At 66.0% G+C, this 22,317-nt stretch carries 19 protein-coding genes and 1 pseudogene; 7 read left to right on the top strand and 13 right to left on the bottom strand.

Features of this window, described 5'->3' with window-relative positions:
- Positions 1–75: 75 nt before the first annotated feature.
- A pseudogene (locus tag QX051_RS11980) lies at positions 76–1,140 on the bottom strand (extensin family protein); the annotation flags it as partial.
- 120 nt (positions 1,141–1,260) lie between these two features.
- Here QX051_RS11980 and QX051_RS11975 point away from each other — a divergent pair.
- The 3 genes from QX051_RS11975 (at position 1,261) to QX051_RS11965 (ending at position 5,232) form a co-directional block, all read left to right on the top strand.
- Complete coding sequence (locus tag QX051_RS11975) at positions 1,261–2,889, top strand: fatty-acid--CoA ligase (RefSeq protein WP_315776224.1); 1,629 nt, start codon at positions 1,261–1,263, stop codon at positions 2,887–2,889.
- Between the two features lie 131 nt (positions 2,890–3,020).
- Entirely contained in the window at positions 3,021–4,238 is a 1,218-nt protein-coding gene (locus QX051_RS11970) for an MFS transporter (RefSeq protein ID WP_315776223.1), read from the top strand.
- A gap of 133 nt (positions 4,239–4,371) precedes the next feature.
- On the top strand, positions 4,372–5,232 hold the full coding sequence (locus QX051_RS11965) for a DUF1499 domain-containing protein (RefSeq protein ID WP_315758050.1): 861 nt from the start codon (positions 4,372–4,374) through the stop codon (positions 5,230–5,232).
- Between the two features lie 108 nt (positions 5,233–5,340).
- Here QX051_RS11965 and QX051_RS11960 read toward each other — a convergent pair whose 3' ends face one another.
- The 3 genes from QX051_RS11960 to ribB form a co-directional block, all read right to left on the bottom strand.
- Positions 5,341–6,255 carry an MBL fold metallo-hydrolase gene (locus tag QX051_RS11960; protein ID WP_315776222.1) on the bottom strand — a complete coding sequence of 305 codons (915 nt, stop codon included), beginning with the start codon at positions 6,253–6,255 and terminating at the stop codon, positions 5,341–5,343.
- Positions 6,256–6,474: 219 nt separating this feature from the next.
- Positions 6,475–7,689: an acyl-CoA dehydrogenase gene (locus tag QX051_RS11955; RefSeq protein ID WP_315715517.1), complete on the bottom strand. Its 1,215-nt coding sequence runs from the start codon at positions 7,687–7,689 to the stop codon at positions 6,475–6,477.
- A 64-nt stretch (positions 7,690–7,753) separates the two neighbouring features.
- Positions 7,754–8,830: a 3,4-dihydroxy-2-butanone-4-phosphate synthase gene (ribB, locus tag QX051_RS11950; protein ID WP_315740903.1), complete on the bottom strand. Its 1,077-nt coding sequence runs from the start codon at positions 8,828–8,830 to the stop codon at positions 7,754–7,756.
- Between the two features lie 176 nt (positions 8,831–9,006).
- Here ribB and QX051_RS11945 point away from each other — a divergent pair, with 176 nt between their 5' ends.
- On the top strand, positions 9,007–10,245 hold the full coding sequence (locus QX051_RS11945) for a PLP-dependent aminotransferase family protein (RefSeq protein WP_315776221.1): 1,239 nt from the start codon (positions 9,007–9,009) through the stop codon (positions 10,243–10,245).
- 11 nt (positions 10,246–10,256) lie between these two features.
- Here QX051_RS11945 and QX051_RS11940 read toward each other — a convergent pair whose 3' ends face one another.
- A complete protein-coding gene (locus QX051_RS11940) occupies positions 10,257–11,537 on the bottom strand; it encodes an amidohydrolase/deacetylase family metallohydrolase (protein ID WP_315740905.1) in 1,281 nt (426 codons plus the stop codon).
- Positions 11,538–11,707: 170 nt separating this feature from the next.
- On the opposite strand from QX051_RS11940, the gene QX051_RS11935 reads away from it, so the two are divergent.
- Together QX051_RS11935 and QX051_RS11930 are read left to right on the top strand one after the other, a co-directional pair.
- Entirely contained in the window at positions 11,708–12,157 is a 450-nt protein-coding gene (locus QX051_RS11935) for a hypothetical protein (protein ID WP_315776220.1), read from the top strand.
- Positions 12,158–12,295: 138 nt separating this feature from the next.
- Entirely contained in the window at positions 12,296–12,523 is a 228-nt protein-coding gene (locus QX051_RS11930; RefSeq protein ID WP_315758055.1) for a hypothetical protein, read from the top strand.
- Positions 12,524–12,602: 79 nt separating this feature from the next.
- Here QX051_RS11930 and QX051_RS11925 read toward each other — a convergent pair whose 3' ends face one another.
- From QX051_RS11925 to QX051_RS11915, 3 genes are all read right to left on the bottom strand, one after another.
- Complete coding sequence (locus QX051_RS11925; protein ID WP_315758056.1) at positions 12,603–13,424, bottom strand: aldo/keto reductase; 822 nt, start codon at positions 13,422–13,424, stop codon at positions 12,603–12,605.
- Between the two features lie 187 nt (positions 13,425–13,611).
- On the bottom strand, positions 13,612–14,031 hold the full coding sequence (locus tag QX051_RS11920; protein WP_315740909.1) for a hypothetical protein: 420 nt from the start codon (positions 14,029–14,031) through the stop codon (positions 13,612–13,614).
- Positions 14,032–14,347: 316 nt separating this feature from the next.
- Positions 14,348–15,229, bottom strand: a complete 882-nt coding sequence (locus QX051_RS11915; RefSeq protein ID WP_315776272.1) for an aldose 1-epimerase family protein — start codon at positions 15,227–15,229, stop codon at positions 14,348–14,350.
- 318 nt (positions 15,230–15,547) lie between these two features.
- Between QX051_RS11915 and QX051_RS11910 the strand changes: the two genes are divergently transcribed.
- Positions 15,548–16,744 (top strand): amidohydrolase family protein, encoded by a 1,197-nt coding sequence (locus tag QX051_RS11910; RefSeq protein ID WP_315776219.1) that lies wholly within the window; start codon positions 15,548–15,550, stop codon positions 16,742–16,744.
- 272 nt (positions 16,745–17,016) lie between these two features.
- On the opposite strand, the gene QX051_RS11905 is transcribed toward QX051_RS11910, so the two are convergent.
- From QX051_RS11905 to QX051_RS11885, 5 genes are all read right to left on the bottom strand, one after another.
- Positions 17,017–17,532 (bottom strand): MarR family winged helix-turn-helix transcriptional regulator, encoded by a 516-nt coding sequence (locus tag QX051_RS11905; protein ID WP_315740911.1) that lies wholly within the window; start codon positions 17,530–17,532, stop codon positions 17,017–17,019.
- Between the two features lie 13 nt (positions 17,533–17,545).
- A complete protein-coding gene (locus QX051_RS11900) occupies positions 17,546–18,250 on the bottom strand; it encodes an ABC transporter ATP-binding protein (protein ID WP_315740912.1) in 705 nt (234 codons plus the stop codon).
- Positions 18,247–19,038: an ABC transporter ATP-binding protein gene (locus tag QX051_RS11895; protein WP_315740913.1), complete on the bottom strand. Its 792-nt coding sequence runs from the start codon at positions 19,036–19,038 to the stop codon at positions 18,247–18,249. Before QX051_RS11895 ends, QX051_RS11900 begins: the two co-directional genes overlap by 4 nt.
- Positions 19,035–20,921, bottom strand: coding sequence for an ABC transporter permease (locus QX051_RS11890; RefSeq protein WP_315776218.1), 1,887 nt, complete (start codon positions 20,919–20,921; stop codon positions 19,035–19,037). The genes QX051_RS11895 and QX051_RS11890 overlap by 4 nt, the downstream gene beginning before the upstream one ends.
- A 183-nt stretch (positions 20,922–21,104) precedes the next feature.
- Positions 21,105–22,307, bottom strand: a complete 1,203-nt coding sequence (locus QX051_RS11885; protein ID WP_315776217.1) for an ABC transporter substrate-binding protein — start codon at positions 22,305–22,307, stop codon at positions 21,105–21,107.
- Between the last annotated feature and the right edge of the window lie 10 nt (positions 22,308–22,317).

The raw sequence follows: 22,317 nt of genomic DNA, 5'->3' as shown, positions 1-22,317 counted from the left end.
CTCTGGCGCAGCGGCTTCGACCTTTTGCTGCTCGGGCGCCGGCTTTGACGCCGTGCGCCGATTGCGGGCCGAATCAGCTGGTTTTTGCGCGGGAGAGCGCTCTTCCACGGCGGACCGTTCGGTCCCCTCGTCAGCTGACGGAGCGGTGCCGTCCGCTGCGGTAGACGTTCCGGCCTCCATCTCCGCCGAGACGCCGCGACTGGTGCCGTTGCGCTCGGCCGGGGTGCTCGCGGTCTTCCTGGAGCGTTCAGTGCCGGCCTGTTCGGTCTCGCGCGGCGGCGCATCGTCAGGCCGGGCGGCCGGCATCAAGGGCGCGACCTTCGGCAGCGGGTCGAGCACGTCCCATTGGCAGATCCGGTAATTGTTCCGCCGCTCCATCAGGTCGAGATGGATGTGATCCTCGTGGTACCAGTCGGAGTCGGGGCCGAGCACCGTGGAGAAATGGGTGCACACCGCGTGCAGCACCGCCTCGCGCAAATCGCGCGGCTGGGTGCGGTCGGTGAGATCGATCATGCGGCCGTCGGCCAGCCCGAAGCCGTGGACGTCCAGTGCATTGGCACGGCCGTGCTCCGATAGCTGCGCGCCGCTGACATTGTTGCGGCCGCGGCACTGATATGAATCGAAATTGTCGAGCGCGGTGACCGCGCTGCCGAGCCGTTCGGCCAGCGGCGCCACATCGTCGCGCACCCAATTGACGACCGCAGTCGCCATCGGACAACGCATGGTCGCCGCGGGCGTCAGCGCCACCCTGCGCTTGTCAGGCAGCACCACCGCCTCCAGCCGCACCAGATCCTCGCCGCCGCAGCCGCCAGGACCCTTGATCGGCGGAATCGACGGCGCGATCGCGACCTCTTCGGTCAGGGCCAGCCTGCAAGCCGAAGGCGGCGGCGGGGCTTTGGCATCCACCTTCGGACCGGTGCTGGCCTCGTCGCGCGGAGCGGCATCCTCGCCCTTGGCCGCCTCCCGCGCCGGCGCGTCGGCCGGCCGCGGCTGCGGAAGCGGCACTTTGGCAACGCCATCGGCCAGCTTCGCAGCGAGCTCAGAGGCCGCGGGCGGGCTGCGGTGCGCTGATTTCGCGGCCGCCGCCGGCGCCGCCATGAGCCAGCTCAATGCGATCGCCACGGCCACAGCGCTAACCATCACGCCCGGCGCGACGTCGTGGCCATCACAAGTCCATTTGCGTCGGATGCGGCACGCGCTAAAATTGACCAAAGAGACCAAAAGACCCTCGCTGCAAGCGAATACCGGAGGAACGACCTGATGCTTGGTTTGATGCAAGACTGGCCCCTGCTTTGTCACCGGATCATCGAGCATGCGGCGACAATCCACGGCTCCCAGGAGGTCGTGACCCGCTCGGTCGAAGGCCCCATCGTTCGCACCACCTATCGGCAAATCCACGACCGCGCTCTCAAGGTCTCGCAGAAGCTGACGCGCGACGGCATCAAGCTGGGCGACCGCGTCGCCACCATCGCTTGGAATACCGGCCGCCATCTCGAGGTCTGGTACGGCATCATGGGAATCGGCGCGATCTGTCACACGGTCAATCCACGCCTGTTTCCCGAGCAGATCGGCTGGATCATCAACCATGCCCAGGACCGCATCGTCATCACCGATCTGACGTTCGTGCCGATCCTCGAGAAGCTCGCCGACAAGCTGCCGAGCGTCGAGCGCTACATCGTGCTGACCGACGCCGCACACATGCCGCAGACGACGCTCAAGAACGCCGTCGCCTACGAATCGTGGATCGGCGAGGCCGACGGCGATTTCGCCTGGGGGACCTTCGACGAGAACACCGCAGCCGCGATGTGCTACACGTCCGGCACCACGGGCGATCCGAAAGGTGTGCTGTATTCGCATCGGTCCAACGTGCTGCATGCGTTGATGGCCAATAGCCGGGATTCGCTCGGTACGTCCGCAGCAGACACAATGCTTCCGGTGGTTCCGCTGTTCCATGCCAACAGCTGGGGCATTGCCTTCTCCGCTCCCTCGATGGGCACCAAGCTGGTGATGCCCGGCCCCAAGCTCGACGGCGCGTCCGTCTACGAGCTGCTCGACACCGAGAAGGTGACCTACACCGCCGGCGTGCCGACGGTGTGGCTGATGCTGCTGCAGCACATGCAGGCGCATAACCTCAAACTGCCGCATCTAAAGATGGTGGTGTGCGGCGGCTCGGCGATGCCGCGCTCGATGATCCAGGCCTTCCTCGACATGGGCATCGGCGTGCGTCACGCCTGGGGCATGACCGAGATGAGCCCGATCGGCACGCTCGCCACCCTGAAGCCGCCGTTCCTCGGCGCCGACGGCGACGCCAAGCTCGATGTGCTGCAGACGCAGGGCTTCCCCCCGTTCGGGGTCGAGATGAAGATCACCGACGATGCCGGCACCGAGCTGCCGTGGGACGGCAAGACCTTCGGCCGGCTCAAGGTGTCCGGACCCGCGGTGTCGAAGGCCTACTACAAGGTCGACAGCAACATCCTCGACGATGAAGGCTTCTTCGACACCGGCGACGTCGCCACCGTCGATGAACATGGCTATATGCGCATCACCGACCGCTCCAAGGACGTCATCAAGTCCGGCGGCGAATGGATCTCCTCGATCGACCTGGAGAATCTCGCGGTCGGCCATCCCGCCGTCGCCGAGGCTGCCGTCATCGGCGTCTATCATCCGAAATGGGATGAGCGCCCGCTGCTGATCGTGCAGTTGAAGCCCGGCCAGACGACGACGCGCGAGGACATCCTGAAATACATGGAAGGCAAGATCGCCAAATGGTGGATGCCCGATGACGTCGCCTTCGTCGACGGCATTCCGCACACGGCAACCGGCAAGATCCTGAAGACCGCGCTGCGCGACCAGTTCAAGAGCTATCGCTTCCCCAACGCCGCGGCCTGAGCAGGCCACGTCCAACGGCGCATCATTACGAGCGGCCTCTCCATCACCGGGGAGGCCGTTCTGCATTGCCGCCGGCATACAGCGTTGACGTGGCGCAAGGCTCGACGAGATCCAATCGCTACAATGCCGCGATGAACACGACAGGACCACGGACCGCGCGCACGACATGGCGCGACGTGCCGTCGACGGTGCTGACGCTCGGGCTGGTGTCGCTCCTGATGGACATCTCCTCGGAGCTGATCCACGCGCTGCTGCCGATCTTCCTCGCGACCGTGGTCGGCGCTTCTACGGTGACCATAGGCCTGATCGAAGGCGTGGCCGAGGCCACCGCGGCGGTGACGAAGGTGTTCTCCGGCGCTCTGTCGGACCGGATCGGCAAGCGCAAGCTTCTGGTCGGGATCGGCTATGGGCTGGCGGCACTGACCAAGCCGGTGTTTCCGCTCGCCAGCACGTCGTGGCAGATCCTCGCCGCACGCTTCGTCGACCGCATCGGCAAGGGCATCCGCGAGGCGCCGCGCGACGCGCTGATAGCCGACGTGACGCCGGAAGGCATCCGCGGCGCGAGCTACGGCCTGCGCCAGGCGCTCGACACGGTCGGCGCCTTTGCCGGTCCCCTCCTCGCCGTGGCACTGATGGCGCTCTACGCCAACGACTTCCGCGCGGTGTTCTGGTGGTCGGCACTGCCGGCCGCGCTCGCCGTGCTGCTGATCCTGTTCGGCCTGCGCGAACCGGTGGAGACCGCGCCTGTGCCGCGCCGCGATTGGCCGATCCATGCGCGCGAGCTGTGCCGGCTACCACGCGCCTATTGGATCGTGGTCGCCATCGGCGCGGTATTCGCGCTGGCCCGCTTCAGCGAGGCGTTCCTGGTGCTCAAGGCGCAGGCCGACGGCCTTCCCCTATTCCTGATCCCGCTGGTCTACGTGCTGATGAACCTGGTCTATGCCGGCGTGGCCATGCCGGCCGGAATCCTTTCCGACCATATCGGCCGCAGCAACGTGCTGACCTGTGGCCTCGTCGTGCTGACAGCCGCCGACCTGACGCTGGCATTCCTGCCCGGCCTGATCGGCACCGCGATCGGCGTTGCGCTTTGGGGCCTCTATCTTGGACTGTCGCAGGGGCTGCTCTCGGCGATGGTCGCCGATACCGCCCCACCGGACTTGCGCGGCACCGCCTTCGGCCTTTTCAACCTCGTCACCGGCGGTGCGCTGCTCGTCGCAAGCCTGCTGGCGGGCTGGCTGTGGCACGCCTATGGGCCGCGGGCGACGTTCACGACCGGCGCAGCATTCTCCATCACGACCGTCCTGTTGATGCTGACGGCCTTGCGTATCCGCCCCAGCGAAAGCACCTGAGACGGTGTCCGGATCATCCGCCCTCTCCGGACCAGACGCCTCTTGAATTTACCCCATCCGCGTGGTCTCACACGGATGACCCGGCCGCCCGGCGCAATGCAGGCAGCGGCCCAACCCGGCAGTTCCTGACACGATGGCACGCAGGTTTCACGCCCCCTATCTGTCGGAGCCGATCTCCAGCCTCGCGACCTGGACCCGCAATCTGGCGGTGTTCTCGGTCGTCGCCGTGCTGGTCTCGATCCTGATCCTGCGCTTCGATTTTCTGGAGATGAAGCCGGCGCTGGCGACGTTCTTCGGCGCGCTGGGGCTTGCCGCGCTGTCGATCCTGCTCGGACTTGCCGCCTTCGTCGCGATCTGGCGCAACGGCAGCCGCGGCATGAGCCGGATTCTGCTCGCCTTCATGATCGACGCCGTGGTGCTGGCCTATCCGGCCTACCTCGCGCTCCAGTACCGCAAGCTGCCGAAGATCTACGACATCACCACCGACCCGATCGATCCGCCGCGCTTCGAGGCTTTGGCGCCGCTCCGCAACGGCGACGGCACCAACACGGCCGTCTATGCCGGGCTGTACTCGGCCGAGCAGCAGCAGAAATTCTATCCGGACATCGAGCCGGTGCAGATCGAGCTGCCGCCCGATCGCGCCTACGCGATCGCCCTGAAGCTGGTCAACCGGCGCAAATGGTTCGTGGTCGACGAGCGCGCGCCGCAGCCGCCGCGCCGCGTCGGCCGCATCGAGGCGGTCGCACGCACACCGATCATGGGCTTCCGCGAGGACATCTCGATCCGCATCCAGCCCGACGGCGAGGATTCCCGCGTCGACGTCCGCTCCGCCTCGCGCTATTTCGAGTCCGATATCGGCAGCAACGCCGCGCGCGTGACCAAGCTGATCGAGGACCTGTCCAACGCCGGCGAGGCCGAGGCGCAGAAGCCGGTGAAGAAGGTCACGCCGCCGCCGGTGGCGGCGAAGGGGAATGCGAAGACGGTGAAGAAGTGAGCGGGGCGAATGGCGAATAGGGAGTAGCGAATAGGGAATGAAGTCTTCCCGGCTCGCACTCTTCCCCTACTCGCTATTCCCTACTCGCTATTCCCTATTCCCTATTCGCTACACCAGCCGATACGTCCCGCCGATCACCGGATCGCCCTCCGTTGCGACGATGCCGCGGGCGACGAGGTCTTCCAGATGGGCGAGAACGGAGTAGCCCGCCGCCGTGGTGAGCCGCGGGTCGATGCCGATGTAGATCGCGCGCACCATCGTCGGGATGTCAGCCTCGCCCTTGGCGAGACGATGCAGGATCGAGGCTTCGCGCGCCTGGCGATGGCGCATCAGGAAGCGCGTGTAGCGTGGTCCCTCCGGAATTTCCGGGCCGTGGCCTGAGAAATACAGCTCCTCAGGTCGCGCGGCGAGCCGCTCCAGCGAGGCCATGTAGTCGACCATCGCGCCGTCGGGCGGCGCCACGATCGAGGTCGCCCAACCCATCACGTGATCGCCGACGAAAGTGGTGCCGCGCTCGCCCCAGGCGAAGGCGAGATGGTTGGCGGTATGGCCGGGCGTCGCCACGGCTTCGAGCTGCCAGCCCTGCCCTTCGATCACGTCGCCGTCAGCAACGGTGACATCCGGCGCAAAGTCGCGGTCGACGCCGGATTCCGGATTGTGCTTCTCGCTCTCGTAGCGCGGCCGCGAGGCGCGATGCGGGCCCTCCGCATAGACGGTGGCGCCGGTCGCGGCCTTCAGCCGGCCGGTGTTCGGCGAGTGATCGCGATGGGTGTGCGTCACCAGAATGTGCGTTACCGTCTCGCCTCTGATGGCATCGAGCAGCGCCTGCGCATGGGCCTCGTTGTCCGGGCCGGGATCGATGATCGCGACGTTGCCGGTGCCCACGATGTAGCTGACCGTGCCGGTGAAGGTGAACGGACTCGGATTGTTGCAGAGGATGCGGCGAATGCCGGGGCGCACCTCTTCGACGACGCCCGCGGGAAGCGGGAAATGACGGTTGAACGGGACGTCTTCCTCGGCCATCGCTTGCCTCATCTTTCGACGGGCACTTGATGACCCGTTTCTCGGACGTCATGCCCCGCGCAGGCGGGGCATTCGGTACGCCGCGACATCTCGACTGATCCTGTTGTTTCCGAGTACCGGATCGTCCGCTGGAGCCTGTCCTCAAGCTCGCCAAAGGCGAGACCCGGGGGCGGACGATGACAGTTGGGGACTCCTGCAGAGCCCCCGGAACGACGAAGACTAGAAGAACGCCTGGATGCCGGTGATGGCGCGGCCCAGGATCAGCGCATGAACGTCATGCGTGCCCTCGTAGGTGTTGACCGTCTCGAGGTTGGCGGCGTGGCGCATCACCTGATACTCGATCGAAATGCCGTTGCCGCCGTGCATGTCGCGCGCGACGCGGGCGATGTCGAGCGCCTTGCCGCAATTGTTGCGCTTGACGATCGAGATCATCTCCGGGGCCATCTTGCCCTCGTCCATCAGGCGGCCGACGCGAAGCGAGGCCTGCAGGCCGAGCGCGATCTCGGTCTCCATGTCGGCAAGCTTCTTCTGGACCAGCTGCGTGGCAGCCAGCGGCTTGCCGAACTGCTTGCGGTCGAGCGTGTACTGGCGAGCGCGATGCATGCAATCCTCGGCGGCGCCGAGCACGCCCCAGGAGATGCCGTAGCGGGCGCGGTTGAGGCAGCCGAACGGCCCCTTCAGGCCGGACACGTTGGGCAGCAGCGCGCTCTCCGGCACCACCACGCCGTCCATCACCACCTCGCCGGTGATCGAGGCGCGCAAGGAGAGCTTGCCGCCGATCTTCGGCGCCGACAGGCCCTTCATGCCCTTTTCGAGGATGAAGCCGCGGATCTGGTTGTCATGCGCGGCCGACTTGGCCCACACCACGAACACGTCGGCGATCGGCGCGTTCGAGATCCACATCTTGCTGCCGGTCAGGCGGTAGCCGTCGGCGACCTTCTCGGCGCGGGTCTTCATGCCGGCCGGATCGGAGCCGGCATCCGGCTCGGTGAGGCCGAAGCAGCCGACCCATTCGCCGCTGGCGAGCTTCGGCAGATATTTCTTGCGCTGGCTCTCGTCGCCGTAGGCGTAGATCGGATACATCACCAGCGAGGACTGCACCGAGTTCATCGAGCGATAGCCGGAATCGACCCGCTCGATCTCGCGCGCCACGAGGCCATAGGCGACGTAGCTCGCATTGGCGCAGCCATATTCCTCCGGCAAGGTGATGCCGATCAGGCCGAGCTCGCCCATCTCGTTGAAGATCTCGCGGTCGGTCTTCTCTTCGAGATAGGCCTTGGTCACGCGCGGCAGCAGCTTGTCCTGGGCGTAGGCGCGCGCGGTGTCACGCACCATGCGCTCGTCCTCGGTCAGCTGATCGTCCAGCAGGAAGGGATCGTCCCACTGGAAGCTCGACTGGGCCGGCTTGTCCTTTGCCTGAGGGCGCGCGCTCATGAATGGTCCTTTCGCGTCTCGCTGCGCACGGGTCGCAGCAGTCTAGAGGTTAAATCCTGGAGGTTCAGCCTTCAAGCCGCTCGTTGGCGACGATCTCGATGCCGAAACCCGACAGGCCCTTGTAGTCATGCGCCGACGACGTCAGGTTCCGGATCGAGGTCACGCCGAGATCACGCAAGATCTGCGCACCGACGCCGACCTCGCGCCACTGACGATGGCGATCGGCCTCCGCGGTGTGCGGCTCTTCGACCGGCTCGACGGGAACGCCGGCCGCCCCGTCGCGCAGATAGATCAGCACGCCGCGACCGGCCTGCTTGAAGTGCTGCAGCACCGCCTGGATACGCTGCGGACCTGCGATCAGATCCTTCACGATGTTGGGCTTGTGCAGCCGCGTCAGCACGTTCTTGCCGTCGCCGATGCCGTTATAGACGAACGCGGCGTGGGTGATCGGATCGAACGGCGAGCGGTAGGCGAAGCCCTGCAGCGGCCCGATCGGGCTGTCGGTCGTGAAGGTCGACACCCGTTCGATCAGCTTCTCGCGCGCCTGCCGGTACGAGATCAGATCGGCGATGGTGACATGCTTGAGATTGTGGGCCGCGGCGAAACGAACGACCTGCTCGCCTTTCATCACAGTGCCGTCGTCGTTCATCAACTCGGAGATGACGCCGACCGGCGGGAGCCCCGCGAGCTTGCAGAGATCGACCGCCGCCTCGGTGTGGCCGGAGCGCAGCAGCACGCCGCCGTCACGCGCGATCAATGGGAAGATGTGGCCGGGGCGCGCGAAATCAGCGGCGCCGGCATTCGGGTTGGCGAGCGCACGACAGCAGGAAGCGCGCTCTTCGGCCGAGATGCCGGTGCCACCATCCGGCTTGTAGTCGATCGAGACGGTGAAGGCCGTGGTGTGGTTGGAATCATTGTGCGCGACCATCGGGTCGAGCCGCAGCCGCCGCGCGTCGTCGGCCGTGATCGGCGCGCAGACGATGCCCGAGGTATGGCGAATGATGAACGCCATCTTGTCGGGCGTGCAGAGCGAGGCGGCGACGATGAGATCGCCCTCGCCCTCGCGGTCGTCGTCATCGGTCACGACGACCATCTCACCCTTGGCGAAGGCGTACAGAACTTCCTGGATCGAGTCGGCCATTGCAAGTCTCGCTGCTTTTCCGGGCTGCTTTAGCCGGGATCGCAGGCGCGCGCCAGAGCGGTGGAACCGCCGTTCGAAGGTCGCCTTCCCCCGGGAAAAGGACCTGCCCTGCGAGGACAAGCGCCCTGGTATCTGTTTAAAGTCGCCTCAAATCGAGAACAAGGGAGCCGCGCCTCATGGCCGCATTCGATTTTGCCCCCCTCTTCAGCCCCGGCCTGCCCGCACCGGCCGCGCGCTGGACGGGACTCGCAAGATACAGCTTCGTCGGTGGCAACAACGACGCCGATGCCGTGCCCGTGGAGGGCTTGCGCGCGGCCGCCGACGCCGTGCTCGCCCGCGAGGGACGCGCGCTGGCTACCTACGGCCTCGCGCATGGGCCTCAAGGTTACCGGCCGCTACGGGACTTCCTTGCCGCCAAGCTGACGCGGGACGCCGGCATGTCGGCGCGCGCCGACGACATCATGATCCTCTCGGGCTCGCTGCAGGGCCTCGACCTCGTCAACCAGGCGCTGCTCACGCGCGGCGACACCGTGCTGGTCGAGCAGGACAATTACCAGGGCACGCTGACGCGGCTGGCGCGACTGGGCGTCAAGGTCATCGGCATCCCGCTCGACCGCGACGGCATGCGAACGGATGCGCTGGCGACGGTGCTGGCCGATCTAAGGGATCGCGGCATTCGGCCGAAATACATCTATACCATTCCGACGGTACAGAACCCGACCGGCACCATCATGCCGGAAAACCGCCGGGCCGAGCTGCTATGGCTGTCGCGCGCCTATGGCGTACCGGTGTTCGAGGACGACTGCTACGCCGACCTGATCTGGGATGGCAAACGGCCCCGCGCGATCCACGGCATGTCCGACCATGGCGGGGTGATCCATCTCGGGTCGTTCTCGAAGTCGGTCGCGCCCGCGTTGCGGGTCGGCTTCCTGGTCGCCCCCTGGGAGATCATGTCGGTGCTGCTGTCCCTCAAGACCGATGCCGGCTCGGGCGCGCTGGAACAGATGGTGCTTGCGGAATATTGCAGGCCGCATTTCGCGACCCACGTGCCGCAGCTGGTGCGGGGCCTGCGCGCCAAGCTGGACACCCTGATCGAGGCGCTCAACGCCGAGTTCGGCACCGCCGCCGAGTTCGAGGCGCCGAAGGGCGGAATCTTCCTCTGGCTCAAGCTGCCGGACCAGGTTGACGCGATGAAGCTGTCACAGGCCGCGCTCAAGCGCGGCGTGTCGATCAATCCGGGACCGGAATGGTCCACCGACGCCGCGCATGCGCGGAGCCGCCTGCGGCTGTGCTTCGCCAGCCCCTCGCATCAGGACATCCGCGAGGGCATCGCGGTGCTCGCCGACGTCTGCCGGGAGGAGTTCGGCGTGCCACTGCGCTCGTCCAATGTGGAGCGGACGCGCGCGATCGAGTGATCGCGCGCTGCTCACCGCACCGAAAAGGGCGACTGGTAGGGCCGCCCGAACGGCACGCCATTGATCACCGTCTGGACCGGCTTGAGCTGCAGCTTGCCCTCGCGCTTGTTGCCGCGGGTATCGACGAAGCTGACGGGACCCTCGACCAGGTCCATGATTGCGACGTCGGCCGGCGCGCCGACCTGCAAGCTGCCGATCTTCGGCGCACGGTTGATGATCTTGGCCGGCGCCGAGGTCGCCATGCTCACCACCTGCTCCAGCGAGAGTCCCATCGCCATGAATTTCGCCATCACGTTGGGCAGGAACGGCATGCCCGGGCTGTTGCCGGAGAACACGTGGATGTCGGAGGAGATGGTGTCCGGGCCGCAGCCGCCGGGGATCGCGACCTCGGCCACGGTGAAATCGAAGCTGCCGCCGCCATGGCCGACATCGAACAGCACGCCGCGCTGCTTGGCGGCGAGCGCCGCGGGCAGCAGCTTGCCGTCCTGGACGATGTTGGTGAAGGCGCCGCCCATGTTCGGCGCGCCGGAATAGGCATGGGTCAGGATGTCGCCGGGGCGCAGCAGGTCCAGGATCTGCGACATCAACTCGCCGGTCTCGACCCCACCGATATGCACCATCATCCGCGCCGGCCAGCCGCACAACTCGCAGGCCTTGATGCCGCGCTTCAGCGGCTCGAGCCCATGCTTGAAGATCACGTTCTCCGACATCCGCACCTTGACGCCGAGCAGAAAGTCCGGGTTCTCGGCCAGCGCCATGGCGCAGGCATCCACCTGGGCGTTGTCGATGTTATAGAGCTCCGCGACCGGAAATGCCGACAGACCATTGTTGGCGATATGCACGAAGGCGTAGATGCGGGCGCGCGACTGGGCGGCGATGAAGCGGCGCAGCGCCGCCAGATTGTTCACCCCGGCATCGCCGGCCGAGACGACCGTCGTGGTGCCCTGGAATTGCACGAGCTCGTCCGGCGGAATCCCGATCGCCGAGCCATAGGGATAGACGTGGCTGTGGAGGTCGATGAGGCCCGGCATCACCAGCCGGCCGGCAGCGTCGATCGACCGCAGCGCACGCTCGACCGGAATGTCCGGTTCGAGGGCCTCGACCACGCCCCAGCGGATCCCGATGTCGCGCCGGCCGCGCAGGGCCTGGCTGGGATCGATGACGTCGCCGCCCTTGATGAGAAGGTCGAACTTGTCGGCCGGCCCCATCGCCGCGTGAGCCGGGCCCGACACCGCAGCCATGGCGGCCGCTCCGGAAGACAACAGGAAATGACGGCGCGACAGCGCGGACATGCTCGGCCTCCCCCACATCTTATTTGTAGTTGCCGATAGCATGCGCCTTGTCGGCGGCTCCGGCAAGACCCGCACCGGAAGATCGACGCTTCGGGCCTATCTCGCAGGTCCGACATTGCGCCGTTGACGCGGTGCATTAAGATGGACGGACGACATTCCTGCGAGACCCCATGACCTCGATCTCCCAACGCCTGCTCGCAATCCTCCTGCTCGCATCATCCTTTGCGCCGGCCGCCTCGGCGGACGATACGGCCGAGGTGGCACGTGCGTGGGGCCTGATCGGAACCTGGGCTGCTGATTGCGGTGCGCCTCCGGTCAGAGGCCGCGGCGCCATCATCTCCTACGAGATCTCGCCGGACGGCAGCCTGGTCTATCGCCGCGACCATGATCCCTCCGACGTCAATGAGGTCGCCACCGCGCGGATCGAACCCGACCAGACTCTAGTCCTCTCGATCGTCCTGTCGAGGGCGCGCCAGACGCGCGAGAATGGGATCATCAAGACGACGGACGGCGGCATCCGCTCGGTGTTCAATCGTGGCGAGGACGGCAGCTATACCATTCGCGAGGCGCGCTTCGTCGCCAACGGCAAGCCGACGCCAGCGCTCAGGAAGTGCGACTGACGCGGCAGGCTCGAGACGCAGCTCGCCCGCAAGCGTGAAGACCAAATCTGAACGTGTATTCAGCAACTTCGTGGAAGGTCCTGCGGAACGTTCTTTCACACTTCAAGTTGATCCCGCACTTTCATTCTGGAGGACAACATGAAGAAAATCGCTCTCGCGCTCGCTTCCCTTGCGGTCGTCGCGCTCGCGGCACCGTCGATCGCCAACGCCGAGACGGTGGTCATCAAGCGTGGCGGCCATCACTACCACCACGGCTGGGATCGCTCCCACGCCGAATACCGCATGCATCGTGAGTACCGGCCTCACCGCTATGTCCGGCCGCTCCACCGCCATCATGACCGCACCGTGATCATCAAGCGCGACTGATCCGCGGACTTCGCCGCAGCAATGGCCCCGCAAGGGGCCATTTTCTGTGGTCCATTCACCCTGGCCCGATGCACGGTCGTCAGCGATCCCAGTCCGGCGCAAAGGCCGGATTGACGAAGCGCTTGTCCTTCGGGAGGGACGCGATGGTGGCACGATCCTCATCATCGAGTTGAAGCTTCATCGCATCCCAGTTCGCCCGCTGACTTTCCGGGCGCGCTGCCTTGGGGATCGCCGCCACCCCATCCTGGTCCAACAGCCATTTCAGCGCGACCTGGGCGGCGCTGGCGCCATGCTTCCTGCCGATGGCCCCCAGCGTCTCGTCGGCGGCGGCGCGTCCCTGCGCCAGCGGGCAATAAGCCACCAGGGGAATTGACCGGCTCGCCATGTAAGCCATCAGCTTCGACTGATCGAGCATCACGTGATACTCGACCTGGTTGCACGCCACTGGCGCCCGAATCTCCTCGACCGCCTGCTTCAGCAGCGCGACGGTGAAATTGGCGACGCCGACCGCGCGCGTGCGCCCCTCCTCCTTCAGCTTCAACAGTGTCTCCAGCGCAGCCGGCAGGTCCATTCCCTTGGCCGGCCAGTGGATGAGATAGAGGTCGACGAACTCCAGCCTGAGCTTCCTCAGACTCGTGTCGAATGCGCGACGGATCGCGTCCGGCGCGAGGTTCTCCGGCCAGACCTTGGTGGTGACGTGCAATTCGGCGCGCGGCAGATTTGTTGCCGCAAGTGCAGCACCGATCGCGTCCTCGTTGGCGTACATCTCGGCAGTATCGATGTGGCGGTACCCGAGCGCGAGCGCGCTCTCGACGGCCTCGCGGCAGACGGTGCCCTGCATGCGAAAGGTGCCGAGCCCGAGCTTGGGCAGACGAATACCCTGGGTGTCGATGGCGTTCATGAATTCTCCTGGAATCGCGCGAACCACTCGCCAGCGAACGCCGGCGGCAGCCTCGAAACATCAAGACCTTGGCGGGAAGTGCTCAGCTTGCCGTCGCTCCGCTTGCGAGTTCAAGCGAGCCGGCATCCACCTCAATCAAGATGTCGGGAGGTCGGTTCCGGCGTGCAGGCGCACGCCGAGCCTGTGCTCAGCGCCAGTTGCAGATGCCGCCGCTGCCGGGCCGGCACGGCCAGGTCTGGATGCGCGTATCCATCGCCTGCGCGTCCAGCGGATTGCCGCGCCGATGGACGAGCTTGGTGCGAGCGGCGCCGCGGGGCCGCTCGGCCGTCCTGGTGCCTTGAGCGCGCCGGGTGGCGACGGCGCGCGGGATGGCGGAGCGCTCGTCCGGGTCGATCGCGGAACGGACGGCGACCGCAGGTCGATCTGATTTGGCTTCGATAGGCACAGGTTCGAAATGCGCCTCGGGGCCGAGCGGCTCCGGCGACAACACGGCCTTCGACAGATCAAGCTTGAGGAAGTCACCCGGCCGATAGGCCCCCGCCACAGCATCGCTCGCCGTGAGCAACACGGCGCATGTAATCGTGCCGATAACAGCTCTCAACACCATCCCATCCTCCCGTTCCCCGCGTAACGCCACTTACGCGCCCCGCCGCGAGATCTCTGCACGCCGGCCGATGGCGAACTCGCAGCGCTGCCCGGCTGCAAGAGCCAGCTAAGAGCGCCTGACATCACGCCGCACATCATGTTCGGTGATCGACCGTTATCAGTTCGGAGAAAGCGCCCACCAACCGCCGGTCGTTTGACGCATCATAGCCAAAGTTCCGCGCTCGTCTCTGATGTAGGTCACGGCGCCGTCATTTCCAGGCCCAAAACTGCGAGTCACAGTTACCGCTGTGCACGCAAATGGGCGCTGCGAGCATTAGTCATAGCAATCCGTCGACCCGGATGCGGCATCGCAGCGTCTCTGCAGAGTCCGGGGCGATGTGCAGGACGCCGGGCTTGGCCGCAAACTCGCCGTCGAAATCGAGCGGACTGGCGAAACCGCGCCACGGCTCGATGCACAGGAACGGCACGCCGCCGGGCTTCGACCAGATTCCAAGCTGACGAAAATGATCCCAAGTTAACTCAAGCGCCGGTCCTGTGGTTCCGACGAGGCGAACCGAACGGCTGGCCGGCTGATCGAGGATCACGGCATCGTCGTCGAACAGACGTTCGCTCAACGGGAGAACGCGCCCCTCGATCGGTGAGGGCTCCGGCCGCTCGCGCAGCAAACCGCCAGTCAGACGGCGGATCGGCGCCGGCTCCGGCTCTGCAAAAATTAGCCGGTAGCTCTCCTTCGGCTGGCCGGGGAGCAGCGGCCAGTTGAAGGCGGGATGGCATCCGAACGAGGCGGGCAGAACCTCCGCGCCGGGGTTGGCGATCTCGACCGCCACGTCCAGCGCATCAGCGGTGATCCGGTAGCTCACCGTGAGACGGAAGGCGAACGGATAGCGCGCCCGCGTCGTCTCGTCGTCGGTCAGCTGCAACACGCATGACTCGGCCCCGCGCTCCAGCCAAGTGAAGCGGAGGTCGCGGGCGAAGCCGTGCTGCGTCATCGGATAGGTCTGGCCGCGGTGGTGGAGCTGGTCATTCTTGAGTCGGCCGACGGTCGGAAACAACCATGGCGCATGGCGCGGCCAGACGGCTCCGGCCTGCCAAAGCAACTCCAGGCCCCCGCCCGTCTTCAGCGAGCACAGCTCGGCGCCGTCAGCCTTGACCGCGGCAGTGATGCCGCCCGCGCTGATCGTGTGAAGGTCGTCGCTCATTGCCGTCACCGACGTCGCAAAAGGATCGCACGAGGTGATGCCGGATTGCGGCAGCAACGTCCAGGGGTGCGGTTCATCACCAGCGCGTAGACCACCGCCACAAGCACAGGGCACGGGAATGTCGAACACGCGACCGAAGCCGCACTCATAGGGCCCGCGCTGTGTCTGAAGGGTAGGCAACCCGCGCCAAATCTTCGTGCAGGCCGCAGCTTGCCGGCCCTGATCATTCGTGTACGAATGATCGAAACCGGCTTGATGCTGCGCCGCGTGCAGGCGCAAACTGCCGCAAATGCTTTGCCAGGAGAGAAGGATATCCCGATGGCCCATGACGCGCCGCAAGCAACCGGTCCCAGCAAGCTGGTCATCCGCAACATCGGCCTGATGCTGTCCGGCGCACTGGAACGGCCCATCCTGGATGCCGACACGATCGTCGCCGAGAACGGCAAGATCACGGGAATCGGCCGCTTCAAGGACGTCGAAACCGAAGGCGCGACGACCATCGTCGATGCCCATGGCACGACGGTCGCGCCGGGCCTGATCGACAGCCACGTCCATCCCGTCGCCGGCGACTGGACGCCGCGGCAGAACCAGACCAACTGGATCGACTCCTATCTGCATGGCGGCGTCACTACGATGATCTCCGCCGGCGAGGTGCACATGCCCGGCCGTCCGCGCGACGTCGTCGGCCTGAAGGCGATGGCGATCTTCGCGCAGCGCGCGTTCTGGACCCTGCGACCGGGCGGCGTGAAGGTCCATGCCGGCGCGCCCGTGATCGAATGCGAGATGGTCGAGGACGACTTCAAGGAGCTCGCCGCGGCTGGCGTCAAGCTGCTCGGCGAGGTCGGTCTCGGCGGCGTCAAGGATGGCCCCACCGCACGCAAGATGGTCGGCTGGGCACGCAAATACGGCATCCAGAGCACCATCCACACCGGCGGCCCCTCGATCCCCGGCTCCGGCCTGATCGACAAGGACATCGTGCTGGAGGCCGGCACCGACGTCATCGGACACATCAATGGCGGCCACACCGCCCTGCCCGACGATCAGATCCGCTGCATCTGCGAGGGCTGCAAGGCGGGGCTCGAGCTGGTGCACAACGGCAATGAGCGCTCGGCGCTGTTCACCTTGCGCACCGCGCGCGAGATGAACGAGCTCAACCGCGTCATCCTCGGCACCGACGCGCCGGCCGGCTCCGGCGTGCAGCCGCTCGGCATCCTGCGCATGGTGTCGCTGCTGTCCTCGCTCGGCGACGTGCCGGCCGAGATCGCGTTCTGCTTCGCCACCGGCAACACCGCGCGGATGCGCGAGCTCGACTGCGGCCTGATCGAAATCGGCCGCTCCGCCGATTTCGTCATCATGGACAAGGCGCAGCACTCGCCGGCCAAGACGCTGCTCGACAGCGTCCAGCTCGGCGACCTCCCGGGCATCGGCATGACCATCATCGACGGCATCGTCCGCACCCAGCGCAGCCGCAACACGCCGCCGGCGACGAAGATCCCGGAGATCGTGGCGAAGTAGGATCGACCGGCTTTCTCCGCCGTCATTGCGAGCGCAGCGAAGCAATCCAGGGCCGCATGTGAAGCTCTGGATTGCTTCGGCGCAAGGGCGCCTCGCAATGACGCCGTGAGTTTGATGAAGATTGCGTAGCAAGGTTGGGCAAAGGCGCGCGCGACGCGCCAGCGCCGTGTGCGACGCACCCAGCGTCTTCGTCGCAGCATGGATGGTGGGCACGACGTATTCGCTACGCGAATGCGTCTTTGCCCACCCTACACGACCTGCGCTCGTGGCGACTACCGCAGCCTGTTCAACAACCCCAGCAGCGTCTCGCGTTCCTTCGCATCCAGCGGCGCCAGTGTCTCCTTGGAGATCGCCAGCGCCAGCGGCGCGGTCTTCTCCGCGAGCTGCTGGCCGGCGCGGGTCAGGCTGACCAACAGCCTGCGACCATCCTGCGGGTCCGGGCTGGTTTCAGTGAGACCGCGCGCCGTCAGCCGATCGATCACGCCCTTGATGGTCGCGACATCCATCGCCGTGAACCGTCCGAGCTGGTTCTGCGAGCACGGTCCGGTCTCGACCAGCTTCGACAGCGCCGCCCATTGCGTCGGCGTCAGGTTGCTGCCGATATCGCGCGCGAAGATCATGGTGTGGCGCTGCCACACCTGCCGCAGGATGAAGCCGATCTGGTCGTCCAGCACATAGGCCGTGCGGGCCGGCTTTGGCGCAGCCTTCGCGGCTTGCTTGGCCTGTGGCTTCGGCGTCGTCTTGGTCGCCGCTTTTGTCGATCGCTTCAGCGGGGCGCTCTTGGCCATATCTTTCCTCGCCTCAGATCGACAGATGCGCGTCGCGGATGTCGGGCCGCGCGTCGAGCTCGGCCATGGTGCCGGAGAAGCAGATGCGACCGCGCTCGATGATGTAGGCGCGGTCAGAGATCAGCTTCGCGAAATGCAGGTTCTGCTCGGAGACGACCAGCGAGACGCCTTCCTTCTTCATGGTCAGGATCGCATCGACCATCTGCTCCACGATCTTCGGCGACAAGCCTTCCGAGGGCTCATCGAGCAGGACCAGCGACGGATTGCCCATCAGGGTCCGAGCAATGGTCAGCATCTGCTGCTCGCCACCGCTCATGCGGCCGCCCGGGCGGCTCTTCATCTCGCCAAGATTTGGAAACAGCTGATACAACTTCTCGCGGGTCCATTGCGGGGCATTGGGCCGCGGCTTCTGGCGCCCGACCTCGAGATTCTCCTCCACCGTCAGCTCGGTGAAGATTCTGCGCTCTTCCGGAACATAGCCGAGGCCGGCGCGGACGATCTCATGGGTCGGCGCGGACGAGATGTCCTTGCCCTCGAACATGATCTGGCCTTCGCGCAGCTCGACCAGGCCGACGATCGAGCGGAAGGTCGTCGATTTGCCGGCGCCGTTGCGCCCGAGCAGTGCCACCACCTCGCCCTCGCCGACCTCGAGGCCGATGTCGAACAGGATATGCGCAGGACCGTAGTGGCTGTTGAGATTGGCGACGGACAGCTTCATGCCGGAGCTCCCTCGCGATGATCGGCATCATACAGCAGGCCTTCGCCGAGATAGATCGCCTGCACCTCGCGATTGGCCCGCACCTCGGCTGGCGATCCCTCGGCAATGAGACTGCCACGATTGAGCACGAGAATGCGGTCCGCATGCTCGAACACCACGTCCATGTCGTGCTCCGTGAAAAGGACGCCGATCGACTGCTCACGCGCGATTCCGGCGGTCAGCCGCATCAACTCGACGCGCTCGCGCGGCGCCATGCCGGCGGTCGGCTCGTCCATGAGCAGCAGCTTCGGCTGGTTGGCGAGCGCGATCGCGAGCTCCAGCCGCTTGAGGTCGCCATAGGCGAGCTCGCCGCAGGGACGCTCGGCATAGCCGGCCATGCCGACGAGATCGAGCAGGCGATCTGCTTCGTCCCGCTCGATGGCAAGCATCGGGCTCCAGAAATCGAACAGGCGGCGATGATGCGAGACCAGCGCGACCTGGATGTTCTCACGCACCGTCATGGTCGGATAGGTCGCGGTGATCTGGAAGGTCCGCCCGACTCCGAGCCGCCAGACCTCGCGCGGCTTGCGCCCCGTGGTCTCCTGCCCCATCACGGTGATGCGGCCGCTGTCCGGCACGTTCTGGCCGTTGAGCATGTCGAAGCAGGTGCTCTTGCCGGCGCCGTTCGGACCGATCAGCGCGAGGATCTCGCCGGCCTGCAGCGTGAACGACACGTTGCGGACGGCGTGAATGCCGCCATAGGATTTCGACAGGCCTTCGACGGAGAGCAGCGACACGCCGAGACTCATTGTGCGCCCTCCATCTTGGCCGACAGCGAAGCCCCCTTGGGGGCCGCTGCGCGGCGCCGATGCATGACGGTTTCGACCACGCCCACGATGCCTTTCGGGAACACCACCACGATCAGCACGATGAAGATGCCGAGCACGAGCTTCGACCAGTCGGTCTGGCTGACCAGCCAGATGTTGAGCGCCTTGTAGACGATGGCGCCGAAGATCGCGCCGGGCACCGTCTCGACGCCGCCCAGCAGCACCATGACCAGGGCATCGACCGACAGCGAGATGCCCATGTTGTCCGGAAAGACGCTGCCCTTGAGATAGGCGAACAGCGCACCGCCGAGGCCGGCCGTCGTGCCGGCGATGATGAACGCCGTCCACTGGATGCGCTTGCCGTTGATGCCGATCGACTCGCTGCGCAGCGGAGAGTCGCGCATTCCGCGCAAGGCGTAGCCGAACGGCGAGAAGGTGATCAGACGCAGCACGCTGACGACGAACGCGGAGACGCCGAGCGCGAGCCAGTAGAAGTGCGACGGCGACGCGGCCCATTTCTCCGGCCAGAGCCCGAGAATGCCGTTGTCGCCGCCGGTCACCGCAACCCACTGGAACGCGATCGACCACACGATCTGTGCGAATGCGAGCGTCAGCATCGCGAAATACACGCCCGAAAGCTGGACGGCGAAGGCGCCGAACACGGCCGCACCAAGCGCGCCGAGCAGCGGCCCCAGCAAGAGGCAGGCGATCATCGGCAGCCCCGCCATCTTCGCGAGGAAGGCGACGCCGTAAGCGCCGAGGCCGAAATAGGCGGCATGACCAAACGAGGCGAGGCCGCCGACCGCCATCAGGAAATGCAGCGACGCCGCGAAGATCACGAAGATCGCGATCTCGGCGCCGACGGTCAGCGCGTAGTTGCCGGCGATGAAAGGCAGCATCGCCGCCAGCGCCAGCACGACGAGAGACGCCAGCCGCTCGACCGAGCTCAGCGGACGCCAGGGAATGACGGTGAGACCGGGTGTGCGCCGCGCCGGCGCCTCCTTCTTGCCGAACAGGCCCCAGGGCCGCACGACCAGCACGACGGCCATCACCAGGAACACCAGGATCAGCGAGATCGTGGGGAAGATGAGAATGCCGAAGGCATTGAGCTCCGACACCAGAACCGCGGCGACGAAGGCGCCGAGGATGCTGCCGAGGCCGCCGATCACGACGACCACGAACACCTCGACGATGATGCGCAGATCCATCGCGTGATGGACCGCGTCACGTGGGATCTGCAGCGCGCCGCCGAGCGCGGCGAGGAAGACACCGACCGCGAACACCGAGGTGAACAGCCACTTCTGGTTGACGCCGAGCGCCGCGACCATGTCGCGGTCCTGCGTCGCCGCGCGCACCAGGATGCCCCAGCGGGTGCGCTGGAACAGCAACCAGAGCACACCGAGCACGATCGGACCGAGCGCGATCAGGAACAGGTCGTAGCTCGGGATGTTCTGACCGAAGAAATCGACCGCACCTTTCAATCCCGGCGCGCGGCGGCCGACCAGATCATCCGGTCCCCAGATCAGCACGACGAGATCCTCGACCATCAGGGTCAAGCCGAAGGTCGCGAGCAACTGGAACAGCTCCGGCGCGTGATAGATCCGGCGCAGCAGCACGATCTCGACGAGCACGCCGATGGCCGCGACCACGAGCGCCGCCACGACGATGCCGCCCCAGAAGCCGAGCGGACCGGACAGCCGCTCGGTGAGCGAAAAGGCCACATAGGCGCCGAGCATGTAGAACGCGCCATGGGCGAAATTCACGATGCGGGTGACGCCGAAGATGATCGACAGTCCCGACGCCACCAGGAACAGCGAGGCTGCACTGGCAAGGCCGGTCAGGAACTGGACGAAGTAGAAGGCCATGGGCGGTCCGCATGAGGAGATCGTCGAATCGATGAGCCGCATTTGCGCTCGGGCGCTCCTTCAGAGAGCTGACGAGCAAGCGTGGGGTGAGGGATCTCGGCCCGAACCTGTAGATCAGGCGTCGTATTCCCTCACCCCGCCCGCTCTCCCCCTGCGGGAGAGGGAGAAGCAGGATCGTGTGGATCAGTCCTTCGGCCGGAGCTTGCCGACTTCCGCGTCACCAGGCAGATAGTCCGAGCCCTTGCGGTAGACGGTGTCGACCATGATGCCCTTGCCGTCCTTCAGCGCGGTCTTGCCGACGTAAGCGCCGAGCGTCGACTGGTGGTCGATCTTACGGAACGTGATTTCACCGAAGGGCGACGGCACGGACAGTCCCTCGGCCGCGGCGATCAGCTTGTCGGTATCGGTCGAGCCGGCCTTGGCGAGAATGGCGGCCGCCGACTTGATGGTCTGGTAGCCGACGATCGAGCCGAGCCGCGGATAGTCGTTGTACTTGGCCTGATACGCCTTCAGGAACGCGTCGTGCTCGGGCGTCTTGATCGAGTACCAGGGATAGCCGGTGACGATCCAGCCCTCGGGCGTCTCCTCCTTGAGCGGATCCAGATATTCCGGCTCGCCGGTCAGGAAGCTGACGACCTTGCGGTCCTTGAACAGGCCGCGGGTGTTGCCTTCGCGGACCAGCTTCACGAGATCGGCGCCGAAGGTGACGTTGAGGATCGCCTCCGGATTGGCGGCGGCGACGGCCTGCACCACCGGACCGGCGTCGATCTTGCCCTGCGGCGGCCACTGCTCGTCCACCCACTGGATGTCGGGCCGTTTCTCCGACAAGAGCTTCTTGAACACCGCGACGGCCGACTGGCCATATTCGTAGTTCGGCGCAATGGTGGCCCATCGCTTGGCGGGAAGCTTGGCAGCCTCCTCCACCAGCATCGCCGCCTGCATGTAGTTCGACGGGCGCAGGCGGAAGGTGTATTTGTTGCCCTTCGCCCAGGTGATGGCGTCGGTCAGCGGCTCGGCCGCCAGGAAGAACACCTTCTTCTGGTTGGCGAAGTCGCTGACGGCGAGGCCAATGTTCGACAGGAACGTACCGGCGAGCATCGCGACGTTCTCGCTCGAGACCAGCTCGTTGGCTGCGGTCTGCGCATCGGCCGGCTTGCCGCTGTCGTCCTTGGAGACGACGACGAGCTTCTTGCCGTTGATGCCGCCGGCTGCGTTGACCTCCTCGACCGCAAGCTGCCAGCCCTTGCGATAAGGCTCGGTGAACGCCGGCAGCAGCGAATAGCTGTTGATCTCGCCGATCTTGATGACGTCCTCGGCGCGCGCCGCGCTCGTCAGTCCCGCGACGGCAAGGCCCAGGCCTGCCGCAAGCATCGTTCTCCGTCGCATCCCTTCAGCC

The sequence above is a fragment of the Bradyrhizobium sp. SZCCHNR1053 genome, from assembly GCF_032381235.1.
GTDB lineage: Bacteria > Pseudomonadota > Alphaproteobacteria > Rhizobiales > Xanthobacteraceae > Bradyrhizobium.
The sequence above is the reverse complement of the archived record's forward strand: the minus strand, read 5'-3'. Positions and strand labels throughout refer to the sequence as shown.

Excerpts from the sequence above, each read along its gene's own strand:
- QX051_RS11910 (WP_315776219.1), top strand. The coding sequence starts at position 15,548 with ATGGCCCATGACGCGCCGCAAGCAACCGGTCCCAGCAAGCTGGTCATC.
- QX051_RS11895 (WP_315740913.1), bottom strand. The coding sequence starts at position 19,038 with ATGAGTCTCGGCGTGTCGCTGCTCTCCGTCGAAGGCCTGTCGAAATCC.
- QX051_RS11960 (WP_315776222.1), bottom strand. The coding sequence starts at position 6,255 with ATGGCCGAGGAAGACGTCCCGTTCAACCGTCATTTCCCGCTTCCCGCG.
- QX051_RS11945 (WP_315776221.1), top strand. The coding sequence starts at position 9,007 with ATGGCCGCATTCGATTTTGCCCCCCTCTTCAGCCCCGGCCTGCCCGCA.
- QX051_RS11975 (WP_315776224.1), top strand. The coding sequence starts at position 1,261 with ATGCTTGGTTTGATGCAAGACTGGCCCCTGCTTTGTCACCGGATCATC.
- QX051_RS11935 (WP_315776220.1), top strand. The coding sequence starts at position 11,708 with ATGACCTCGATCTCCCAACGCCTGCTCGCAATCCTCCTGCTCGCATCA.
- ribB (WP_315740903.1), bottom strand. The coding sequence starts at position 8,830 with ATGGCCGACTCGATCCAGGAAGTTCTGTACGCCTTCGCCAAGGGTGAG.
- QX051_RS11885 (WP_315776217.1), bottom strand. The coding sequence starts at position 22,307 with ATGCGACGGAGAACGATGCTTGCGGCAGGCCTGGGCCTTGCCGTCGCG.
- QX051_RS11965 (WP_315758050.1), top strand. The coding sequence starts at position 4,372 with ATGGCACGCAGGTTTCACGCCCCCTATCTGTCGGAGCCGATCTCCAGC.
- QX051_RS11890 (WP_315776218.1), bottom strand. The coding sequence starts at position 20,921 with ATGGCCTTCTACTTCGTCCAGTTCCTGACCGGCCTTGCCAGTGCAGCC.
- QX051_RS11940 (WP_315740905.1), bottom strand. The coding sequence starts at position 11,537 with ATGTCCGCGCTGTCGCGCCGTCATTTCCTGTTGTCTTCCGGAGCGGCC.
- QX051_RS11920 (WP_315740909.1), bottom strand. The coding sequence starts at position 14,031 with ATGGTGTTGAGAGCTGTTATCGGCACGATTACATGCGCCGTGTTGCTC.
- QX051_RS11925 (WP_315758056.1), bottom strand. The coding sequence starts at position 13,424 with ATGAACGCCATCGACACCCAGGGTATTCGTCTGCCCAAGCTCGGGCTC.
- QX051_RS11970 (WP_315776223.1), top strand. The coding sequence starts at position 3,021 with ATGAACACGACAGGACCACGGACCGCGCGCACGACATGGCGCGACGTG.
- QX051_RS11930 (WP_315758055.1), top strand. The coding sequence starts at position 12,296 with ATGAAGAAAATCGCTCTCGCGCTCGCTTCCCTTGCGGTCGTCGCGCTC.
- QX051_RS11905 (WP_315740911.1), bottom strand. The coding sequence starts at position 17,532 with ATGGCCAAGAGCGCCCCGCTGAAGCGATCGACAAAAGCGGCGACCAAG.
- QX051_RS11955 (WP_315715517.1), bottom strand. The coding sequence starts at position 7,689 with ATGAGCGCGCGCCCTCAGGCAAAGGACAAGCCGGCCCAGTCGAGCTTC.
- QX051_RS11915 (WP_315776272.1), bottom strand. The coding sequence starts at position 15,229 with ATGAGCGACGACCTTCACACGATCAGCGCGGGCGGCATCACTGCCGCG.
- QX051_RS11900 (WP_315740912.1), bottom strand. The coding sequence starts at position 18,250 with ATGAAGCTGTCCGTCGCCAATCTCAACAGCCACTACGGTCCTGCGCAT.